The 19,556-nt window shown below is 46.7% G+C and carries 18 protein-coding genes and 1 tRNA gene; 11 read left to right on the top strand and 8 right to left on the bottom strand.

The window, feature by feature from the left end:
* Position 1: 1 nt before the first annotated feature.
* The 4 genes from BEL04_RS16330 to BEL04_RS16345 all read left to right on the top strand — a co-directional run bounded on the left by BEL04_RS16330 (position 2) and on the right by BEL04_RS16345 (position 4,101).
* Positions 2-1,180, top strand: a complete 1,179-nt coding sequence (locus BEL04_RS16330; RefSeq protein WP_066005856.1) for a glycosyltransferase family 2 protein — start codon at positions 2-4, stop codon at positions 1,178-1,180.
* A gap of 164 nt (positions 1,181-1,344) precedes the next feature.
* Positions 1,345-1,701 (top strand): hypothetical protein, encoded by a 357-nt coding sequence (locus BEL04_RS16335; RefSeq protein WP_139113076.1) that lies wholly within the window; start codon positions 1,345-1,347, stop codon positions 1,699-1,701.
* 134 nt (positions 1,702-1,835) lie between these two features.
* Complete coding sequence (locus tag BEL04_RS16340; protein ID WP_066005858.1) at positions 1,836-2,552, top strand: glycosyltransferase family 2 protein; 717 nt, start codon at positions 1,836-1,838, stop codon at positions 2,550-2,552.
* Entirely contained in the window at positions 2,533-4,101 is a 1,569-nt protein-coding gene (locus BEL04_RS16345; protein ID WP_066005859.1) for a hypothetical protein, read from the top strand. Before BEL04_RS16340 ends, BEL04_RS16345 begins: the two co-directional genes overlap by 20 nt.
* Here BEL04_RS16345 and obgE read toward each other — a convergent pair.
* The 5 genes from obgE to BEL04_RS16370 form a co-directional block, all read right to left on the bottom strand.
* A complete protein-coding gene (gene obgE / locus BEL04_RS16350) occupies positions 4,098-5,102 on the bottom strand; it encodes a GTPase ObgE (protein ID WP_066005860.1) in 1,005 nt (334 codons plus the stop codon). The two genes, BEL04_RS16345 and obgE, sit on opposite strands and share 4 nt — an antisense overlap.
* A 141-nt stretch (positions 5,103-5,243) precedes the next feature.
* The gene (locus BEL04_RS16355) at positions 5,244-5,819 is read right to left on the bottom strand and encodes an adenylate kinase (protein ID WP_066005861.1); all 576 of its coding nucleotides are present in this window, start codon (positions 5,817-5,819) and stop codon (positions 5,244-5,246) included.
* A 58-nt stretch (positions 5,820-5,877) separates the two neighbouring features.
* Positions 5,878-5,951: transfer RNA gene (locus BEL04_RS16360), tRNA-Arg, on the bottom strand.
* A 108-nt stretch (positions 5,952-6,059) separates the two neighbouring features.
* Complete coding sequence (locus BEL04_RS16365) at positions 6,060-6,521, bottom strand: redoxin domain-containing protein (RefSeq protein ID WP_066005862.1); 462 nt, start codon at positions 6,519-6,521, stop codon at positions 6,060-6,062.
* Positions 6,522-6,601: 80 nt separating this feature from the next.
* A complete protein-coding gene (locus BEL04_RS16370) occupies positions 6,602-6,799 on the bottom strand; it encodes a hypothetical protein (RefSeq protein WP_066005863.1) in 198 nt (65 codons plus the stop codon).
* Positions 6,800-7,475: 676 nt separating this feature from the next.
* Between BEL04_RS16370 and BEL04_RS16380 the strand changes: the two genes are divergently transcribed.
* Together BEL04_RS16380 and BEL04_RS16385 are read left to right on the top strand one after the other, a co-directional pair.
* Positions 7,476-8,456, top strand: a complete 981-nt coding sequence (locus BEL04_RS16380) for an NAD(P)H-quinone oxidoreductase (protein WP_066005865.1) — start codon at positions 7,476-7,478, stop codon at positions 8,454-8,456.
* A gap of 21 nt (positions 8,457-8,477) precedes the next feature.
* On the top strand, positions 8,478-9,335 hold the full coding sequence (locus BEL04_RS16385; protein ID WP_175404100.1) for a S9 family peptidase: 858 nt from the start codon (positions 8,478-8,480) through the stop codon (positions 9,333-9,335).
* Positions 9,336-9,407: 72 nt separating this feature from the next.
* On the opposite strand, the gene BEL04_RS16390 is transcribed toward BEL04_RS16385, so the two are convergent.
* Both BEL04_RS16390 and BEL04_RS16395 read right to left on the bottom strand, forming a co-directional pair.
* Positions 9,408-10,763: an SGNH/GDSL hydrolase family protein gene (locus BEL04_RS16390; RefSeq protein WP_066005867.1), complete on the bottom strand. Its 1,356-nt coding sequence runs from the start codon at positions 10,761-10,763 to the stop codon at positions 9,408-9,410.
* An 18-nt stretch (positions 10,764-10,781) separates the two neighbouring features.
* Positions 10,782-12,005 carry an OmpP1/FadL family transporter gene (locus BEL04_RS16395; protein WP_066005868.1) on the bottom strand — a complete coding sequence of 408 codons (1,224 nt, stop codon included), beginning with the start codon at positions 12,003-12,005 and terminating at the stop codon, positions 10,782-10,784.
* Positions 12,006-12,232: 227 nt separating this feature from the next.
* Between BEL04_RS16395 and atpD the strand changes: the two genes are divergently transcribed.
* Together atpD and atpC are read left to right on the top strand one after the other, a co-directional pair.
* Positions 12,233-13,738, top strand: a complete 1,506-nt coding sequence (gene atpD, locus BEL04_RS16400; protein WP_066005869.1) for a F0F1 ATP synthase subunit beta — start codon at positions 12,233-12,235, stop codon at positions 13,736-13,738.
* 80 nt (positions 13,739-13,818) lie between these two features.
* Positions 13,819-14,076, top strand: a complete 258-nt coding sequence (gene atpC, locus BEL04_RS16405; protein WP_066005870.1) for an ATP synthase F1 subunit epsilon — start codon at positions 13,819-13,821, stop codon at positions 14,074-14,076.
* Positions 14,077-14,305: 229 nt separating this feature from the next.
* Here the strand turns inward: atpC and BEL04_RS16410 are convergent, their stop codons facing one another.
* Positions 14,306-14,809 carry a gamma-glutamylcyclotransferase family protein gene (locus BEL04_RS16410; RefSeq protein WP_139113077.1) on the bottom strand — a complete coding sequence of 168 codons (504 nt, stop codon included), beginning with the start codon at positions 14,807-14,809 and terminating at the stop codon, positions 14,306-14,308.
* Between the two features lie 536 nt (positions 14,810-15,345).
* Between BEL04_RS16410 and ilvD the strand changes: the two genes are divergently transcribed.
* The 3 genes from ilvD to ilvN all read left to right on the top strand — a co-directional run bounded on the left by ilvD (position 15,346) and on the right by ilvN (position 19,515).
* Positions 15,346-17,043: a dihydroxy-acid dehydratase gene (ilvD, locus tag BEL04_RS16415; protein WP_066005872.1), complete on the top strand. Its 1,698-nt coding sequence runs from the start codon at positions 15,346-15,348 to the stop codon at positions 17,041-17,043.
* Between the two features lie 102 nt (positions 17,044-17,145).
* Complete coding sequence (gene ilvB, locus BEL04_RS16420) at positions 17,146-18,885, top strand: biosynthetic-type acetolactate synthase large subunit (RefSeq protein ID WP_066005873.1); 1,740 nt, start codon at positions 17,146-17,148, stop codon at positions 18,883-18,885.
* 39 nt (positions 18,886-18,924) lie between these two features.
* Complete coding sequence (gene ilvN / locus BEL04_RS16425) at positions 18,925-19,515, top strand: acetolactate synthase small subunit (protein WP_066005874.1); 591 nt, start codon at positions 18,925-18,927, stop codon at positions 19,513-19,515.
* The last annotated feature ends 41 nt before the right edge of the window (positions 19,516-19,556 follow it).

Below are 19,556 nucleotides of genomic sequence, written 5' to 3' on the forward strand. Positions count from 1 at the left end.
TATGAAAATAGCATTATGGCTCAGCCTTTTTATTGTGGTTTACACTTTTGTGGGATACGGTATTTTACTGTATTTCATCATCAAACTTAAACGCATCGTCAAAGGCAAACCTAAAGAGGTGGTTGCCGATATGGATAACCTGCCGACCTGTACGCTGGTAGTTGCTGCTTACAACGAGGAAGATTTCATCAGGCAAAAAATTGCCGATACGCTGAAGCTGAAATACCCCGAAGGCAAGCTGAAGCTGCTTTTTATTACCGATGGCTCTACAGATAAAACACCGAAAATATTAGCCGAATACCCGCAGATAGAACTGATGCACCAGGACGGCCGTGCCGGTAAGATTGCAGCCATACACCGCGCCATGCATAATGTGCATACCGAAGTTACGGTATTTACCGATGCCAATACGTTTTTGAATGCCGACTCGCTCATCAACCTGTGCAGGCACTATGCCGACCCTACCGTAGGCGCCATAGCGGGCGAAAAGCGTGTCCATATCGACGAGAGTGCCGATGCCAGCGCGGCCGGCGAAGGTTTTTACTGGAAGTATGAATCCGTCTTAAAAAAATGGGATTCGGAGCTTTATTCGGTAGTTGGAGCCGCGGGCGAATTGTTCAGTGTACGTACATCGTTATACCAGCCTGTCAGTCCGGATACTTTACTCGACGATTTTATGATATCGATGCTCATAGCGCAGCAAGGCTACCGCATAGTTTACGAGCCTGCGGCTTACGCTACGGAGTTATCGTCGGCAAACATTACCGAAGAGCTGAAACGCAAAGTGCGTATTGCCGCGGGCGGCATACAATCGGTTATCTGGCTCAAAAACCTGCTGCTGCCTTTCAAATACCCGGTATTGTCGTTTCAGTATGTTAGCCATCGCGTGTTGCGATGGACGGTTACCCCGTTTTTACTGATACTGGCATTTATCCTCAACATTTTCATCGCTCTACAACCCGGCGAAACTTTTTACCAGCTACTGCTAATTGCGCAGGTGCTGTTTTACGGCATGGCAATTTTAGGCTGGATGATGGAAAGCCGCAAGATCAGGGTGAAGATACTGTTCATCCCCTATTACTTCTGCGTGATGAACTATGCCATTTTCGCGGGTATTATCCGTTATTTCCGCAAGGCACAGAATGCTGCCTGGGATAAAGCACAACGCAAGCAGGATTGATTTTTGAGGCGAAAGGTTAAAGGCAGAAAGCTTAAAGTTGAAAAGAGTAGCTTTACGTTAGGGAAGCGGATACCGGCCCCGTGGCTAACGCCTGTGCAGTATGAGCGGATAGCCCGGCCGCAGGCAACGCCCAAAGTGGGAACAAGAACCAAGGTCATAAGCTAATGGCAACGAGGAAATTCAATATTATTTCAGCTAAATTCAATAGGATGAATCTTAGTCGGCGTAATAAATTTTTGATAGTTACTGCATCATTGGGATTTTTGATATATCTGTTTTTTTGCTTCAAAGAATACAATGATACAGAGCGCCTGCAATTTGAAGGAACTGTCCAGGATATCCATTATGATATCAAAGGCGATATAACGGTTACCATTCAAGGTAAAGTTTACACCCCAATATCTAACAATTGGGCTTTTCGCGGCAAAGTTCAAAAAGGCGATTCTTTGATAAAATATAAAAACTCACTTGTTATTAAACTTATCAAACAAACAACAAAAGAAGTGATCATATTCCGGTAAGTTGGAATATAATTAAGTACAACGCTAATTCCTCTTACTCCCCGTGCCAATCACGCACAACCTAATGTAAATATAATATTCACAAAATAATTTATTAAACCTAAATTAGGGCTGTTTTTGAACACTGACTAAGCTTGAAAAAACTATCCATCATTATCCCGGCCTATAACGAGGGGGCTACCATTACACTGATTTTGCAACGGATTTTCGACGTGGTGATGCCCTGCGGTATCAGCAAGGAGATCATCGTGGTTGATGACTGCTCGAAAGACAATACCATTGAGCAGGTTAAGGCGTTCAGCGATGAGCATGACCTGGGCATCAATATTATCAAACAACCTGTTAACCAGGGCAAAGGCGCAGCTATACGCCAGGGTTTTGCGGTGGCAACCGGCGATTACTGCATTGTACAGGACGCCGATTTAGAGTACGACCCCGAGGAATACGCTATCCTGATCAAGCCGGTATTAAAGGCAGGCGCCGATGTGGTTTACGGTTCGCGTTTTATGGGCGATCAGCCGCATCGTATCCTTTTCTTCTGGCACAGTATAGGCAACGCGTTTCTGACTTTCTTATCGAACATGTTTACCAACCTGAACCTGACGGATATGGAAACCTGTTATAAGATGATCCGCACCTCTATTTTGCGCGAGATTGTACTGAAAGAGAACCGCTTTGGCTTTGAGCCCGAAATTACCGCCAAGATTGCGCGTATACCCGGTATCCGGATTTACGAGGTGGGTATATCGTACTACGGGCGCACCTACTCCGAAGGTAAAAAGATCAACTGGAAAGACGGCTTCCGTGCGATATGGTGCATATTGAAATACAATGTTTTCAGAAAAAGATAAGCAACACCGCAGCATCCTGATAGCGTTAGGATGTATCACGATTGTGCTGGGCATCCTGTTATTCCTTTCGCCGCCCAGTATTTTCCCTGATCCGGGATGGGGTTTTGAAGTAATGCGGTCGATGCAGCGTGGCGGTGGTTTCAACAACCTCATTTCGCCCGACCCTGCCAATATCGCGCACGATAAAAGCAGCTTTCTGTCGTGGTGGTCGCCAGGGCAGTACCTTGTTCCTTACTTTTTCCAAACGGTGTTGCAGGTCAATACCGGTAAAGCCGTAGCGGTCACTATCTTTTTATGTTCGATACTCGGCCTGGCCGGCTATTATCAACTTTTCAAAAAACTGGGGTTTACGCCTGGGCTTTCGGCTATAAGCGTGGCATTTATAGCCAGCCAGAACTATTTTATCCTGCCCTACATGTTCTACCCGGGCGGCGAGGTTTTGCTATTTGCGTTTATGGGCTGGTACTTGTATGGCTGTTTCGGCATAAGCAAGCTTAACTGGCAGGCTTTGCTTTTTTTGTTTGCTGCCGGCGTTACCGGCTTTGTTTGCAAATCATCGTACCTGTGGATGTACGCAGCGGGTTTGGCCTGCGTGTGGATCAATCTTTCGCGCGGTAAAAAACTGCAAGCCTGGCTGCTCAACGGTATTACGATAGGCATTCCGGCGGTGGTTGCCCTGGCTGTGATCTATCGCGGTTACTTGTCACAAGGTGCAAACCCATCGGACGCAACAGGAAATTGGCTGATCAAAGCCGAAACCTTTACTTATCCGCTGGCATCGCCGCTGCTTTCGGGCCTTTCGGTCGACGAGATGTTTAACGGGCTGATCTATCACTCCGAAGCACCGCTTATCTCATACGGCTTGTCCATAGCCGTCATCATTGCCCTGGCAGCGGGCAGTTTACTGTTATTGAGAGCTATCCTCCGCAAACTACCTAACGAAGAGTATAAGCTGGTTTTTGCTGTATTTTATGCAGCAGCTACTGTATTTTTTAGCTATCTGTACCTCAAACAGGCATCGGTAAGTTATGAGGGCCGGCATTTCAGGATACTTGGTATGCTGGCTATTCCGGGGCTGGTATATCTTTTGCAAAAAACCAGGATCACCCGTATCGCGTTCATGGTGGCATGGCTTGCTTATTTTGGCTGGGAATCACTGTATTTTGGGTACGGCTATACCGTCAATCACAAAGTGCCGCATGGCCCTTCGGGGTTGGCACAGCAAGCCTATGATCAGCAAACTTTAGATACCATGGTCAGCCTCGACGCTCAACATCCGAACAACGCTGTTTTTGTGATTAATAGCCCGGATATCGGCGCCGAGATTATCCATAACCGTGTGCTCACACTGGATATAGATGATATGGATACCGACGACCTTGCCGAATTGCACTACGCGGGCAAAGCCGGTACTATTTACATGCTGATGCCGCAGGTTTATGTAAAGAACGGCATAGCTGCTAAGATAGCTAAAAGCTTTACCGGGTACCACCAGTTTGGCATCAAACAGTTAAGCAAGGATTTTTACCTGTATTCGGCAAGTAATTAGGCCGGGCGTTCAATTGCTTTCCAAAGCATATCTTTTAGTTCGGTCAGGCCCTTTTGCGCGACAGATGAGATAAATATTGCCGGGATACCTTTTGGAAGCTCTTTAGCCATTTCGGCCTGCAGTTCATCATCCAGCATATCGCTTTTGGTAATAGCCAAAATGCGCGGCTTGTGAGCGAGTTCGGGATTGTACTCGGTCAGCTCGTGCAGCAGAATACTATATTCTTCCTGTAACGAGCGGCTGGTATCGGCCGGTATCATAAACAACAATACCGAGTTGCGTTCGATATGGCGCAGGAAACGGAAGCCTAAACCTTTACCTTGCGACGCACCCTCAATGATACCCGGTATATCGGCCATCACAAACGAGCGGTTATCGCGGTAAGCTACAATGCCCAGGTTGGGTACCAGCGTAGTAAAAGCATAATCGGCGATCTCGGGCCTGGCAGCCGATACTACCGAAAGCAAAGTTGATTTGCCCGCATTAGGGAAACCTACCAAACCAACATCGGCCAGCACTTTCAGTTCGAGGATGTTCCAAACTTCCTGCCCTTCTTCGCCTGGCTGCGCAAAGCGCGGGGTCTGCTGCGTTGCCGATTTAAAATGCCAGTTACCCAGGCCGCCGCGGCCGCCTTTGGTGAGCACGCGTTTTTCGCCATCCTGAGTTATTTCGAATAAGGTTTCGCCGGTTTCGGCATCACGGGCAATAGTACCCAGCGGTACTTCCAATATTTCGTCGCGGCCACTTTTGCCGGTACGCAGCGAGCTGCCCCCGCTTTCTCCATCGCCTGCAATAATATGCTTGCGGTATTTGAGATGGAGCAATGTCCACAGTTGGGCATTACCTACCACGATAATATCGCCGCCCCTGCCGCCGTCGCCACCATCCGGTCCGCCTTTTGCCGTTAAAACGTCGCGGTGTAAATGTGCAGAACCGGCACCTCCGTGGCCCGAGCGGCAACAGATCTTTACATAGTCGACAAAATTTGAACCTTGAGACATTTGATTTCGAATTTCGGATGTTCGATTTCGGATTTGTTCGCCCGGTTTGTGATTTAACGGGAATTACAAACGAATCGTTACTTTAAGCTATCATACCGCAGAAGATTTCTCTCTTCGTTCGAAATGACAAGGGTTAGTATCTTACCTCAAACTATCCAAAACACCTACAATAGCGTTAAAAACATCGTCAACTTCGCCGATGCCGTTCACACTTTGCAGTTTGTTCTGATCTTTGTAAAATTCGCCAACTATTTCGGTTTTGCTGTGATATTCTACCAGGCGCTTTTTGATAACTTCAGGGTTGGCATCATCCGGCCGGCCGGATTCTTTTCCTCTTAACAGTAAGCGGTGCATCAGCTCTTCGTCATCAACCACGAGCTTAACCATCACCGAAATCGATTCGTTCTTAGAAGCGAGTAATTGATCCAATGCTTCGGCCTGTGCGGTTGTACGTGGAAAGCCGTCGAAAATAAAACCTTTAGCGCCTTTGTTGGCATCCAGTTTATTGCTGATCATGCCGTTAACTACGGCATCGGGGACTAATTTTCCGTCGTCCATCAGCTTTTTCGCCTCAAGGCCCAATTCGGTACCTTGTGCAATTTCGCTGCGCAATAAATCGCCTGTTGAAAGATGGATTAACTGATACTTGTCGATCAGCTTTTTAGATTGAGTTCCCTTACCTGAGCCGGGTGCTCCAAACAGTACTAAGTTCAGCATCCTGTTATTTAAAAGTTGAAAGTCCTCCTGTTTTTGCAGAAAGACTTTTAGATTGAAGTGCACTCGAAGGGAGTCGAACCCCTAACCTTCTGATCCGTAGTCAGATGCTCTATCCAATTGAGCTACGAGTGCAGTTTTATTCAAAACATTCTTTCTACCTGTTTAAAGGTACGAATGCATTTCCCGTTTCGGGACTGCAAAAATATGATTTCTTTTTAATGCGACATAAAAAAATTTAAATTACTTCAAATGTTTTGCAATCACTTCAAAATCAGGTAAATCTGTAGCCACATCCAGCACCTCGGCATAAATCACTTCCTGGTTTTCGTTCAAAACAAAGGCTGCACGTTTACTTACACCTTTTAAACCAAGGATAAATTCGTCGTAAAAAGCGCCGTAAGCGGTCGATACCTCTTTATTAAAGTCGGACAGTAATGTAAACTGATATCCCTGCTCTTCCTTAAATTTCTTGAGTGAAAACGGTGAGTCGACCGAGATGGCCAGCACTTCTGCATTCACGCCTTCATAAAAGCCAAAATCATCGCGTACAGTGCAAAGCTGCGTGGTACACGTGCCCGTAAACGCAAACGGGAAGAAATGGATAACTACCTTTTTGCCTTTAAAGTCGGAAAGGCTGACCATGATACGGTCGGTTGACGGGAGTGTGAATTGCGGAGCGGGCTGGCCGATGGTGATAGACATAGTATAATGATTGAATTATTTAAAACATGGGTAAATATGGGTATTTTATAAATAGTTGAAAAGTTGGAGTGTTGCAATGTTTAAAAGTTCCACTTCTCTCTTGATTCTTGATTCTCAATTTTGTCATTTTCATAATAAACCATGACGTAAACGTCATAAACATATGGGTATTTATGGGTATTTTTTGCTTTATTTTTCAGTTCCATTGCCAAATTCATAATCACAATAATGGTTGTATCGGCAAAGCAAACAGGGTGGTATTTGTCGGTATTTTTCAATTAGTTTTTTGTCTTGATTATTCACATCATTATTTGTTTTTAGCTGAGTGAATGAGCTTGCTAAGGCTCGGTTCTTGCATCTTGTCTCTTGATTCTATTTTCAGGGCGTTGCCTGCGGCCGGGCTATCCGTTCATACACCTGCAGGCATTAGCCACGGCTCACACTCGAATCCACCACACGGCCGGTATCCACTGCTATCCCTAACGCAAATACCGTAACAAACTAAAACATTTAGGCTCACCCCCGTCGGCAAACAAGCTTCGGCCGAAAGCGGTGAGAAAAAAGCAGGCCTTGAGTGGTGGCAGGGGCCTTACAGATCTTGATATGTGGGCTGGAAAAAGCCGCGGATCAAGAGCTGTACCAGCCCGTGTTTTCTTAGCGCTTTGCAGGGCAAAGGCCTGTGCGGCAAAGAAGCCTTTTGCCGACAAGCCGTTTTTGGATACTTTTTGCGGCTTCAAAAAGTATCAAGCCCCCGCGGCGAATGAGCGGACATCGGTTGCAATTCAATCATGCGCAGCCATCGCTTTCCGCCGTTGTCGGTGTCCTCACCGACAACTTTTTCCTGATCCCGCTAACCCTACAATATACAAAAAATCCCCCGCATTCGCAATTACCGGGATACTAAAAAAACACGCATTGTCTTATCCTGTTTATTCAGTACATTCACTACAGCAAATGAAAGCCATTATCATTACCCAACCCGGCGGACCAGAAGTATTACAACTGGCCGAAAGACCCGTGCCCGGGCTTAAACCCGGCGAAGTACTGGTAAAAGTAGCAGCAGCGGGCGTTAACCGCCCCGATGTGGCGCAGCGCAAAGGCAACTATCCGCCCCCGCCCGGTGCTTCGACAGAAATACCGGGACTGGAAATTGCCGGGGCTGTGGTTGAGCTTGGCGCTGATGTTAATCGCTGGAAAACCGGCGACCAAATTTGCGCGCTTGTTACCGGCGCCGGATACTCCGGATATTGCGCCGTGCCTGCCGGGCAATGCTTACCCGTCCCTGCAAATCTCACTTTAACCGAAGCTGCGTCGCTGCCCGAAACCTTTTTCACCGTTTGGAGCAACGTGTTCGATCGCGCAAAACTGCAGCCGGGCGAAAGCCTGCTGGTGCACGGCGGCTCGGGCGGTATAGGCGTAGCTGCCATACAAATGGCCAAAGCTATGGGCTGCACAGTTTATGTGAGCGCAGGCAGCACCGAAAAGTGCGCCTTCTGCGAGGGCTTAGGTGCCGATGAAGCCATCAATTATAAAACCCAAAACTTTAAGGACGAGATATGCCGCATAACCAACAATAAGGGCGTGGATGTAATATTAGATATGATAGGCGGCGATTATACGCCCGATAACCTGTTATGCCTCGCCGATGAGGGCCGCCTTGTGCAGATCAACTCGATGAAGGGACGGGAAGTAAAAATCGACCTGGCTCTGATCATGCGCAAACGTATATCCATCACCGGCTCTATGCTCCGCAGCCGCGATGTGGCTTTCAAGTCGGCTATCGCGCAAAATCTCGAAAAGCATATATGGCCTTTTTTGGCTTCAGGGCAGATCAAACCCATCATTTACAAAACTTTCCCCGCGGCACAAGCCGCCGAAGCCCACCGGCTAATGGAAAGCAGCGATCATATGGGTAAAATTATACTGACTTTTTAAACTAACCGTAACCTTATGACCATGAAAAAATTCTTAGCCGTCATTTTAGCAGCGCTGTTATACCTGCCGGCATTTGCACAATCGGACAAGGATGAGATCGTACTGCATAACCTCACCTGGGATGCCAACGCCCCGGCAGGCTTTGAAGAATTGAACATTGTTTCGGGCGGGAGCTTATTGCAGGGCTTTATGTATAAACCCAATGGCAAACAAAAGCATCCTACCCTGCTCCTGCTGCATGGCTATCCGGGTAACGAGCGCAACCTCGACCTGGCGCAGATAGTCCGCGCGCACGGCTGGAACGTGATCTATTTTGATTACCGGGGCTCATGGGCCAGCCAGGGCGAGTTCAGTTTTCAGCATTGTGTTGAGGATGTGGTGAATGCGGTAGCCTGGTGCAAACAAAACAGCGAAAACCTGCGCATCGATACCAGCAATATCGTACTGTTCGGCCATAGTATGGGCGCTTGGATCTGCCTGCAGGCATTGAAACGCTTACCCAACATCAAAAAGGGTTTCGCTTTATCAACCTGGGATATTTACGGTGAGTTTAAAGGCATAAAAACCAAAGCCGAAATGGTGGCCAAAGTTAAAACTGATGGTTCCGAGCCGTCGTTCGTATTAAACAAACCGCTCGAAGACATTTTTGAGCCGGTACTGAAAAACCCCGAATTGTTCGACCTGAAAGTAAATGCTGAAGCTTTCGCTCATAAGCAGATCATCATGCTCGATGAGCATCACGAAAATGCGCCTATCGCCAACACCATTAAAACCCTAAACACCAATTATTTTGATTATGAGGTATGGCAAACCGATCATCCTTTCACCAATAAGCGGGTATCGCTCATGAAAAAGGTTTTGGAGTTTTTAGACAGGTAAACTAAAAAGCCCGCTTTCGGTAATCGAAAACGGGCTCAATCAAATCAAACCTTCAAACAATTAAAAGTATTTTTATGGGAATATGACCCCGTTATAAGCCGAAACGTTAGCCAGCGGGATGCTCGACCCGTAAGTGCTGTTTATCGCTGTAATAAACTGGTTGGCAACGATCGAATAGCCGCGTGGGGTTAAATGCACACCATCCAGCGAGAAAATACCGCCGCTGATATAGTTGGAGTTGAGGTTAAGGCCATTGATCACATAACCAGAAGCCTTGATATTGGTTAAGAAAGTAAACGCATCAAATACAGCCAGGCCTTTGCTCGCGGCAATGGTTTTAATAGTGGTATTGTACGAGTTTACTGCGTTTTTTACCAAAGTTTGCTCGTTGGCGTCGAGCACGTATTTAGATTCGATAGGGTTACGAGGATCTAAACCATAAGGATACGTGCCGACCCCTGCCGTGGTTGAGCCTAAAAGACTCGTAGGGAATGTCAATACAAAAAGATCATTAGCAGTAGCTGCCCGTGGCGCATAAGTTTCGGTTGCACCTGTAGCATCGGTAGTATTGGTGGCAGCGTTGATATATAATGCCTGTACACTCGGCACTGCTTTTTGAACACCTGCCAAAACCAGTGGATAAGTTACCGTAGTAAAATAGGGTATGGTAGTTACATCGGGTATGGTAGCGCAGGCGCCCTTCGCACCGTTAGCGGTAAGCGTAGTTATAAGCAATGTATAAAGCTGGCCGAATGTTGTCGGATCGGTCAGCACGTCGGCCCCGGTATAACCGCCACCGCCGCCTGTAGCGTAACCCAAAGCATCATTGTTACCTAACCAGTTGGTAAAAAAGGTAAACGATTTGGAAGTAATCAGGCTTAAATAGGTAGTGGTATTATTAGGCGATGTTGTAGTTAACATCCTGTCGAAATACGGATTGACATTAGGGTAAAGAGTTGATGTTAAATGCAGCAACTTAATGCCCGGAACACCATAATTATCAAGATTACCGGTGTATTTTGCCATCAGGTTAACTGTACCGAAGCCCGGTACAGTTGCCTGGCCAACATAAGCTAAATTGCTCGTTACCGTCGATGTTACAGGGTTGCCGCTTGCATCAAAACCGGTAAGTTTCAGATAACCCGAGCCGTTGGCCTGCGATGAAGCGAACAAGGGCTGGTTAAACGTCAGGCTGCTGTTTACGCTCGTCATTTGCTGCGCTATGATGCTTGGGTACGAATTGAGTTGCCCGTTCAGGTACAAGCCGCCATCGGCATACCCTGCGGTGAGCGAGTTACCTACCGAGATGTAACGGGTCAGGTCGAGCGAACCTTTGCCTGGCGCCGGGTTGCTGTTAAAATTGGGTTTACAAGCCGTTACAAAAACCGCAGCGGCCAGGATGTATATATAATTCTTTAAATTTTTCATCGTGACAATATTTTAAGGTTACCAGTGGTATGATAAGGAAATACCAGGGATGTATACATTAGTTTTAAACGTGCCTGACAGTTGGGTCTGTATCTCGGTTTGGGTACGGCTCATCACGTGCTCGTACTCGAACGACAGGTCGAGATCGAGATTTTTGGCCAGTTTGGTCCCTAAACCCAAAGTACCGTAAACACGGTCGGCATCGGGTGCTTCTGGTGTTACGTAGCCATCCTGCACGGCTGTTGTTGCATAACCACCGCCAAAGCGGACAGCTATTTTAGGCGAAGTTTTATACTCGGCCCCCAGCCTCACATCGTAAGCATCCTGGTAGTTACGTGCCAGGCTGGTATTTTGCAGCGATGAGGTGGTTTTGCCATAAGTAAAATCCAGCGATTTGTACACCGACCAGTGCACAAATTCCATATCAAAACCGATGGTCCATTTATTATCGGGCATATAGCCTAAACCAAGCGATGTGGTTGAAGGCAATGGTATTGACGATGAGAAGGTGTTAGGCGATGGGAAACTCGAAGCTAACGATGCAGGCACGGTAAAAAGAGCATCGCCATTTTCGATCTTGGTATCCACCTGCGAACGGTAGGTTAAACCCAAAGACACTTCATTGCTCGGTTTAATAAAAACACCCAAATTATAGCCTAAACCATGCCCGCTGCCTTTTAACTCGGCCTGCCCGTCCTGGCCCGATGAGCTCGAAAGAGGTAAAGCTTCGGTCAGATCAACACTGCCGTAATTATATACAAAACCAGCACCTATACTAACGGTATTGCTGAGTTTATAGCTCAAAGTCGGCTGAAAGTAAATAGCCTTAAGATTAAGGCTCTCCAGCGAATATTTACCCACCCAGGTATTGCCCCAGTTGGTCAATCCGCCGAAAGGCGTATAAACCCCCAGGCCTATCTTCCATTTCGAGCCGGTTGGCCCCCAAACGGCATAAGCCGTAAAAGGCGTGGCAACCTGATTGGTATTATTATAGGTGACATTTGAACCAGTACTTTGAAAAGCCGATTTAAAAAACAGGGGACTGATGCCTGCCTGCAGGTAATTTTGCGGCAGCATGGCCACCGCGCCCGGGTTAAAAAGTACCGAAGCGCCGTCCTGCAATAAGCCTGTACCGGTATGCCCCATACCTATCTGCTTTTGCCCGTGCAGGTTAACCTGGAACCCTTGCGCCATAGCCATAGCCGGAAACAGGGCCATAGCCATTAGTAGTAATCTTCTCATAATTTGTTTTTAGGTTTTAACGGATTGGTTTTACTATGCAAACATAGTAAAAAATACTATGCTAACATAGTAAATAATTATTTTTTTTAGTTTTTTTCCACGTTGATAATTTCTTTCATCGAAGTATTTGATTATCGGATAGAAAGCTTAATTTTGCAACCCGAAACAATAAGGTATAAAAACGCAAGTTGTTTGCGATAATTTAAAAAAGAATTACCCATAGCAGTATGCCAAACATTGGAAAAATAGCCCAGATCATCGGTCCGGTAGTTGACGTTAGCTTTGCAGATGATGCCGAGCTGCCCCGTATCTTTGATGCATTAGAGATCACAAAAGAGAATGGTCAGAAAATCGTTCTCGAAGTTCAACAACATTTAGGTGAAGACCGTGTACGTGCCATTGCGATGGACTCGACCGACGGCTTATTACGCGGTATGCCAGTACTGGATACCAAATCGGCTATCAAAATGCCAGTTGGCGAAGGAATAAAAGGCCGTTTATTGAATGTTGTAGGCGACGCTATTGACGGTATCGATCAGTTAGACAACTCTAATGGCTACCCTATCCACAATAAACCGCCAAAATTCGACCAGTTATCAACCGAGACCGAAGTACTATATACAGGTATCAAAGTAATCGACTTGCTGGAGCCTTATGTAAAAGGTGGTAAGATCGGTCTGTTCGGTGGTGCCGGTGTAGGTAAAACCGTATTGATCATGGAGCTGGTAAACAACATCGCGAAAGCATATGCCGGTTTATCGGTATTTGCCGGTGTGGGCGAGCGTACCCGCGAAGGTAACGACTTACTGCGCGAGTTTATCGAATCGAACGTAATCAACTACGGCGATGCCTTTAAACACTCGATGGAAGAAGGCGGCTGGGATCTGAGCGTTGTGGATAAAGAAAAATTAAAAGAATCAAAAGCTACCCTGGTGTTCGGCCAAATGAACGAGCCGCCGGGTGCACGTGCACGTGTTGCCCTTTCGGGATTAACCGTTGCCGAATATTACCGTGATGGTGAAGGCGAAGGCCAGGGTAAGGATATCCTTTTCTTCGTTGATAACATCTTCCGTTTCACCCAGGCAGGCGCTGAAGTATCGGCTCTGTTAGGCCGTATGCCATCGGCGGTAGGTTACCAGCCGACACTGGCTACCGAGATGGGTTTGATGCAGGAACGTATCACTTCAACAAAACGCGGTTCGATTACTTCGGTACAGGCCGTTTACGTACCTGCGGATGACTTGACCGACCCTGCGCCGGCCACAACCTTCGCCCACTTGGATGCCACAACCGTATTATCACGTAAAATTGCCGAGTTAGGTATCTACCCTGCGGTGGATCCATTGGATTCGACTTCACGTATTTTGAACCCTGTTGTATTAGGCGATGAGCACTACAACACCGCTCAACGTGTTAAGGAAACCCTGCAACGTTACAAAGAGCTTCAGGATATCATCGCCATCTTAGGTATGGATGAGTTAAGTGAGGAAGATAAATTAGTAGTATCGCGTGCACGCCGTGTACAGCGTTTCTTATCACAACCTTTCCACGTTGCCGAGCAGTTTACCGGCTTAAAAGGTGTACTGGTTGATATTAAAGATACCATCAAAGGCTTCAATATGATCATGGACGGCGAAGTTGACGAGTACCCTGAGGCTGCTTTCAACTTAGTTGGTACTATTGAAGATGCCATTGAAAAAGGTAAAAAACTGAACGCTGAAGCAAACGGATAGTATTGAGATATGCGTATTGCGTATTGAGACTTTAAAACCTCTATCGCAATACGCAATACCCACTACGCAATACGCAAAAGATGAATTTAGAAATATTAACCCCCGACAAAAAGGTTTTCGAAGGCGAAGTTCGTTCTGTAACGGTTCCTGGTTCGATGGGATCGTTTGAGATATTGAATAACCACGCCCCTATCATCTCTACGCTGGATGACGGAAAACTGATCGTTCGCGGCAGCGGGCACGAAGACGTTTACCTGGTAAAAGGCGGCGTTGTTGAAGTGCTCGATAACAAAGTAGTTGTTTTAGCCGAAGGCATCGCCCAACGTGAAGGCAAGTAAGCTTTAATAATTTTTTATTGAAAAGCCCGGGATGTAAACATCCCGGGCTTTTGTTTTTCATACGCGCTTATTTCTCCATGTCATTGCGAGGCACGAAGCAATCGCACGGAGAAAGGCGAACTTGCATAGCTGCTCTGTATAGCAAGAGATTGCCACGCTATCGCTCGCAATGACACATTAGTTTATATGGGTCGCAGATCAAAAAATCCGAAATCGAAAATCTGAAATCTCAAAGGCTTTCCCTAAACTTCTTCATCCGCCTTTCCGCGCGCTTCACATTTGGATCAGGCTTGGCCGGCATCAGTTTCAATGCAGCTATATAGTTAGCCGGCAAATTTTGCATCGCAGCCAAAGTCACCAGTTTTTCTTTATACCAATCATATGGCAGTAAATATTCGTTAACGGCGTGCGGCAGCGATATAAAAACGTGAGCCGTAACCAGGTTACCCTGCACATCCACGCATTGCATGGGCTTTAATTCCATGTGCTTATGCCAGTCGCCTTTATCAAATATCCTTGCATCTTCATCATTAAACTCGAGCAGCACTCCCCACACCGGCACATCGGGATTATCTACCGGCATCACATTAGCCTTTGATGATCGGTCCTTCGCCGTTTTATTAAATACAAAAGCATGTCCCGGAAGGTAGGCATTACCTAATTTACGGGCCGAAGGTAACGACCGTGTAAAGTCGGTTACGTTCATGTTCGAGGCATAAGCAAATAGTATCATCACTGTCCGTTTTTTGTGCTGCTTTTCTACCCTGAAAAACACACCTGAAATTACACAATTTTTGAGCCAGTCGGGCAATTTCAGGCAGAATTTTGGCCGGTTACAAAAATCTGACAAATCGCATACCGTATACCGAAATTAACTTTGGTATACGAGACACCATTATAAATTCTACAAATACAAATAATTCAATATTTTATACTGAAATTTTATATTAATCAAAATAATATACTTATTTCAAAAAACAACGATAGGGTATTGCCAGTTAAAACTGAACTCTCTATCTTACAGATATAGAATTTTGATATCTAATGAACCTGATCTCAACAGCAAATTTAAACCTTTTAAGAAGCCGGATCCCGGTCATTCTTAATGGTATTCTGCTCAGTGTTCTGGGTATTCAAATTCAGCTGCTGGTGCTGGCACCGGTACATCAATGCGGGAAGCGTTTTAAACTATAATAAATCCCAACAACCAAAACGCCTTCCCAATAAAATGAGAAGGCGTTTTTTTTAAAGACCGATCTAAAAAAATATATGAGTACTACTACAAATACCGTCGAACTAAACAAGTACAGCAAAACACTAACACAGGACCCTACCCAACCGGCGGCCCAGGCCATGTTATATGGCATTGGCTTAACCGATGAGGATATGAAAAAGGCGCAGGTGGGCGTGGCCAGCATGGGTTATGATGGCAATACCTGCAACATGCACCTTAACGATCTGGCTAAGATCGTAAAACAAGGTATCTGGGATGAGGAGTTGGTGGGCCTGATATTTCACACCATTGGTGTGAGCGATGGTATGAGTAATGGTACCGAAGGCATGCGCTACTCGCTGGTTAGCCGCGATGTGATTGCCGATTCGATAGAAGCTGTTTGCGGTGCGCAATATTATGATGGCCTGATCACCCTGCCCGGATGCGATAAAAATATGCCAGGCTCATTAATGGCTATGGGCCGTTTAAACCGCCCGTCTATCATGGTATACGGTGGTACTATTAAGCCCGGCCATTGGAAAGGCGAAGATTTGAATATCGTATCAGCTTTCGAGGCTTTAGGCAAAAAGATAGCCGGGCAGATAGATGATGCTGATTTTATGGGCATCATTAAAAATGCCTGCCCAAGCGCCGGTGCCTGCGGCGGTATCTATACCGCTAATACTATGGCTGCAGCTATCGAGGCTTTGGGTATGAGTTTGCCTTACTCCTCCTCAAACCCAGCCTTGAGCCAGGAAAAGAAAGACGAATGTTTAGCCGCCGGTAAAGCTATCAAGGTATTGTTAGAGAAAGACATCAAACCGTCGGATATCATGACGCGCCAGGCTTTCGAAAACGCTATTGTTACCATTATGGTACTGGGCGGTTCGACCAACGCGGTATTACACCTCATTGCCATAGCAAAAAGTGTTGATGTTGAATTGACGCAGGATGATTTTCAAAGCGTGAGTAACCGCATCCCGGTTTTAGCCGATATGAAGCCAAGCGGCAGATACATGATGGAAGACCTGCACAACATTGGCGGTGTACCTGCTGTTATGAAATACCTGTTAAAATTGGGATGGATAGATGGTAGCTGCTTAACCGTTACCGGGAAAACACTGGCCGAAAATTTAGCCGACGTTCCGGAACTTAACTTTGATACCCAGAAGATCATTTTCCCTAAAGAAAACCCGATCAAAGCCACCGGCCACCTACAGATATTGTACGGTAACCTGGCCTCTGGCGGCAGCGTTGCCAAGATCAGCGGTAAAGAGGGCGAACGTTTTGAAGGCCCTGCCCGGGTATTTGATGGCGAGTTCGAGCTGATCCACGGTATCCAAAGTGGTAAAGTAAAAGCCGGCGATGTGGTCGTGATCAAAAATGTTGGCCCTAAAGGCGCGCCGGGTATGCCCGAAATGCTAAAACCAACCTCGGCCATATTTGGCGCCGGTTTAGGCGCTTCGGTAGCGTTAATTACCGATGGCCGTTTTAGCGGTGGTACACATGGTTTTGTAGTTGGCCACATTACTCCCGAATGTTACGATGGCGGTTTACTGGGTTTGGTTAACGATGATGATAAGATCATTATCGATGCCACCAAAAACACGATCGATTTAATAGTAAGCGACGAAGAGATCGCGGCACGCCGCGCGGCCTGGAAACAGCCACAGCTCCGAGTCAGCAAAGGTTTGTTATATAAATATGCCAAATCGGTATCAACAGCAGCCGAAGGTTGCGTAACCGATTTATAGAGCTGGAAGCGAAAAGCACAAAGCTAAAAGCGGTCAAAACAACGAAAAAGACAAATCGGTGAAATCATCAAAAAATCGGTGAGATCACAAAAAAATAAGATTATGGAAGTTGCACAGCAAGACATAACCATCGAACAGACAAAAAAAGAAACGGTTAACATTACCGGTTCCGAAGCTTTGTTGGAAGCATTGATAGCCGAAGAGGTTGATACCATATTCGGTTATCCGGGCGGCGCCATCATGCCGATATACGACGCCCTTTACGATTATAGCGATAAGCTAAACCACATCCTTGTTCGCCACGAGCAGGGCGGCATCCATGCAGGCCAGGGCTACGCGCGTACCTCGGGTAAAGTTGGCGTGGTATTCGCTACCAGCGGCCCGGGCGCTACTAACCTCGTAACCGGCTTAGCCGATGCGCAGATCGACAGCACACCTTTGGTTTGCATCACCGGCCAGGTGTTTGCGCACCTTTTAGGTACCGATGCCTTCCAGGAAACCGACGTGATCAACATCACTACCCCGGTTACCAAATGGAACTACCAGGTTACCGATGCTACCGAGATCCCCGAAGTTATCGCCAAAGCGTTTTACATCGCCAAAAGCGGTCGCCCCGGTCCGGTTTTGATCGATATCACCAAAAACGCACAGATCCAGAAGTTTGATTTTGAAGGTTATGTGAAATGTAACCACATCCGCAGCTACAAACCAAAACCGGTGGTTAGGCATCAATATGTTGAGCAGGCTGCCGAACTGATCAATAAAGCAAAGAAGCCATTTATCCTATTCGGGCAAGGTGTAATTTTAGGCAGCGCCGAGCAGGAGTTTAAAGCCTTTATCGAAAAAAGCGGTATCCCATCGGCATGGACAGTTCTGGGCGCAGGCGCTATCCCAACCGATCACCCTTTAAACGTAGGTATGCTGGGTATGCACGGCAATTACGGTCCTAACGTTTTAACCAACGAGTGCGATGTTTTGATCGCTATCGGGATGCGTTTTGACGACCGTGTTACCGGCCGTTTAGATAAATACGCCAAACAGGCACAGGTTGTCCACCTGGATATCGACCCTGCCGAGATCGACAAAAACGTAAAAACAACCGTACCCGTTTGGGGCGATTGTAAAGAAACATTGCCTTTATTAACCGCTTTGGTTGAAGAGAAAAAGCACACCGAATGGTTAGCCCGGTTTGCAGAATATACCAAACAGGAAGTTGAAGCAGTTATCGAAAAAGAACTTAACCCAACCACCGAAGAAATGACCATGGGCGAGGTGATCAATCAGCTCAACACCTTAACCAAAGGCGAAGCGGTTATTGTTACCGATGTTGGCCAGCACCAAATGGTGGCCTGCCGTTATGCTAAATTTAACAACACGCGCAGCAACGTTACCAGCGGTGGTTTAGGCACCATGGGCTTTGCCCTGCCGGCAGCCATCGGCGCTAAGTTTGGCGCACAGCAACGCACCGTTGTAGCCGTTATCGGCGATGGCGGTTTCCAGATGACTTTGCAGGAGTTGGGCACTATTATGCAAACCGGTATCGAGGTGAAGATCATCATCCTCAACAACCGTTTCCTGGGCATGGTTCGCCAGTGGCAGGAGCTGTTTAACGAGCGCCGTTATTCGTTCGTCGATATCCAGAGCCCCGATTTCGTGACCCTTGCAAGCGCTTACGGCATTGCCGGTAAAAGCATCGATCAGCGCGGCGACCTGCAGTCGGCATTAAAACAAATGCTCGATCACAAAGGATCTTTCCTGCTCGAAGTAATGGTAACCAAAGAAAATAACGTGTTCCCGATGGTACCGCAGGGTTGCAGCGTAAGCGAGATCAGATTGAAGTAAAAGGGGCAAGAACCAAGAGTCAAGAAGCAAGAGACAACAATGGAAAAGCAAGAATTTAACATTACCGTTTACACCGAAAATCAGATCGGCCTGTTAAACCGTATCGCCATCATATTTAGCCGTCGTAAGATCAATATCGACAGCCTCAATACCTCCCCGTCGGAGATCGAAAGCATCCATCGCTTTAATATCGTGATCACCGAAACCGAAGACGTAGTACGTAAGATCTGCCGCCAGATCGAAAAGCAGGTCGAAGTATTAAAAGTATACTATCACACCAACGAGGATGTGATCTGGCAGGAACTGGCGCTGTACAAAGTATCGACAGATGTTATCGCCGAAAAGGTAAGCGTTGAGCGTTTACTCCGCGAAAACGGTGCCCGCGCGGTTGTGATCCGTAAAGATTACACCGTGTTCGAAACTACCGGCCACCGCGAAGAGACAGATAACCTGATCGCGATATTGCAGCCTTACGGATTGATAGAATTTGTTCGCAGCGCCCGTGTAGCTATTATTAAGGACAGCGACGGCTTTAACCGCAAACTGCGCGAATTTGAACAGCGCGAACCAGGCGAAGAGGTATTTGAGAACGAGTACCTGAACAAAGGCGAAAAGGTGTTTACGATGTAGGTTGCAAAGTCAAAAATTAAAAAATCAAAATAAAACAAATC

Origin of the sequence: Mucilaginibacter sp. PPCGB 2223 (assembly GCF_001705515.1) — a bacterium.
Taxonomy (GTDB): domain Bacteria; phylum Bacteroidota; class Bacteroidia; order Sphingobacteriales; family Sphingobacteriaceae; genus Mucilaginibacter.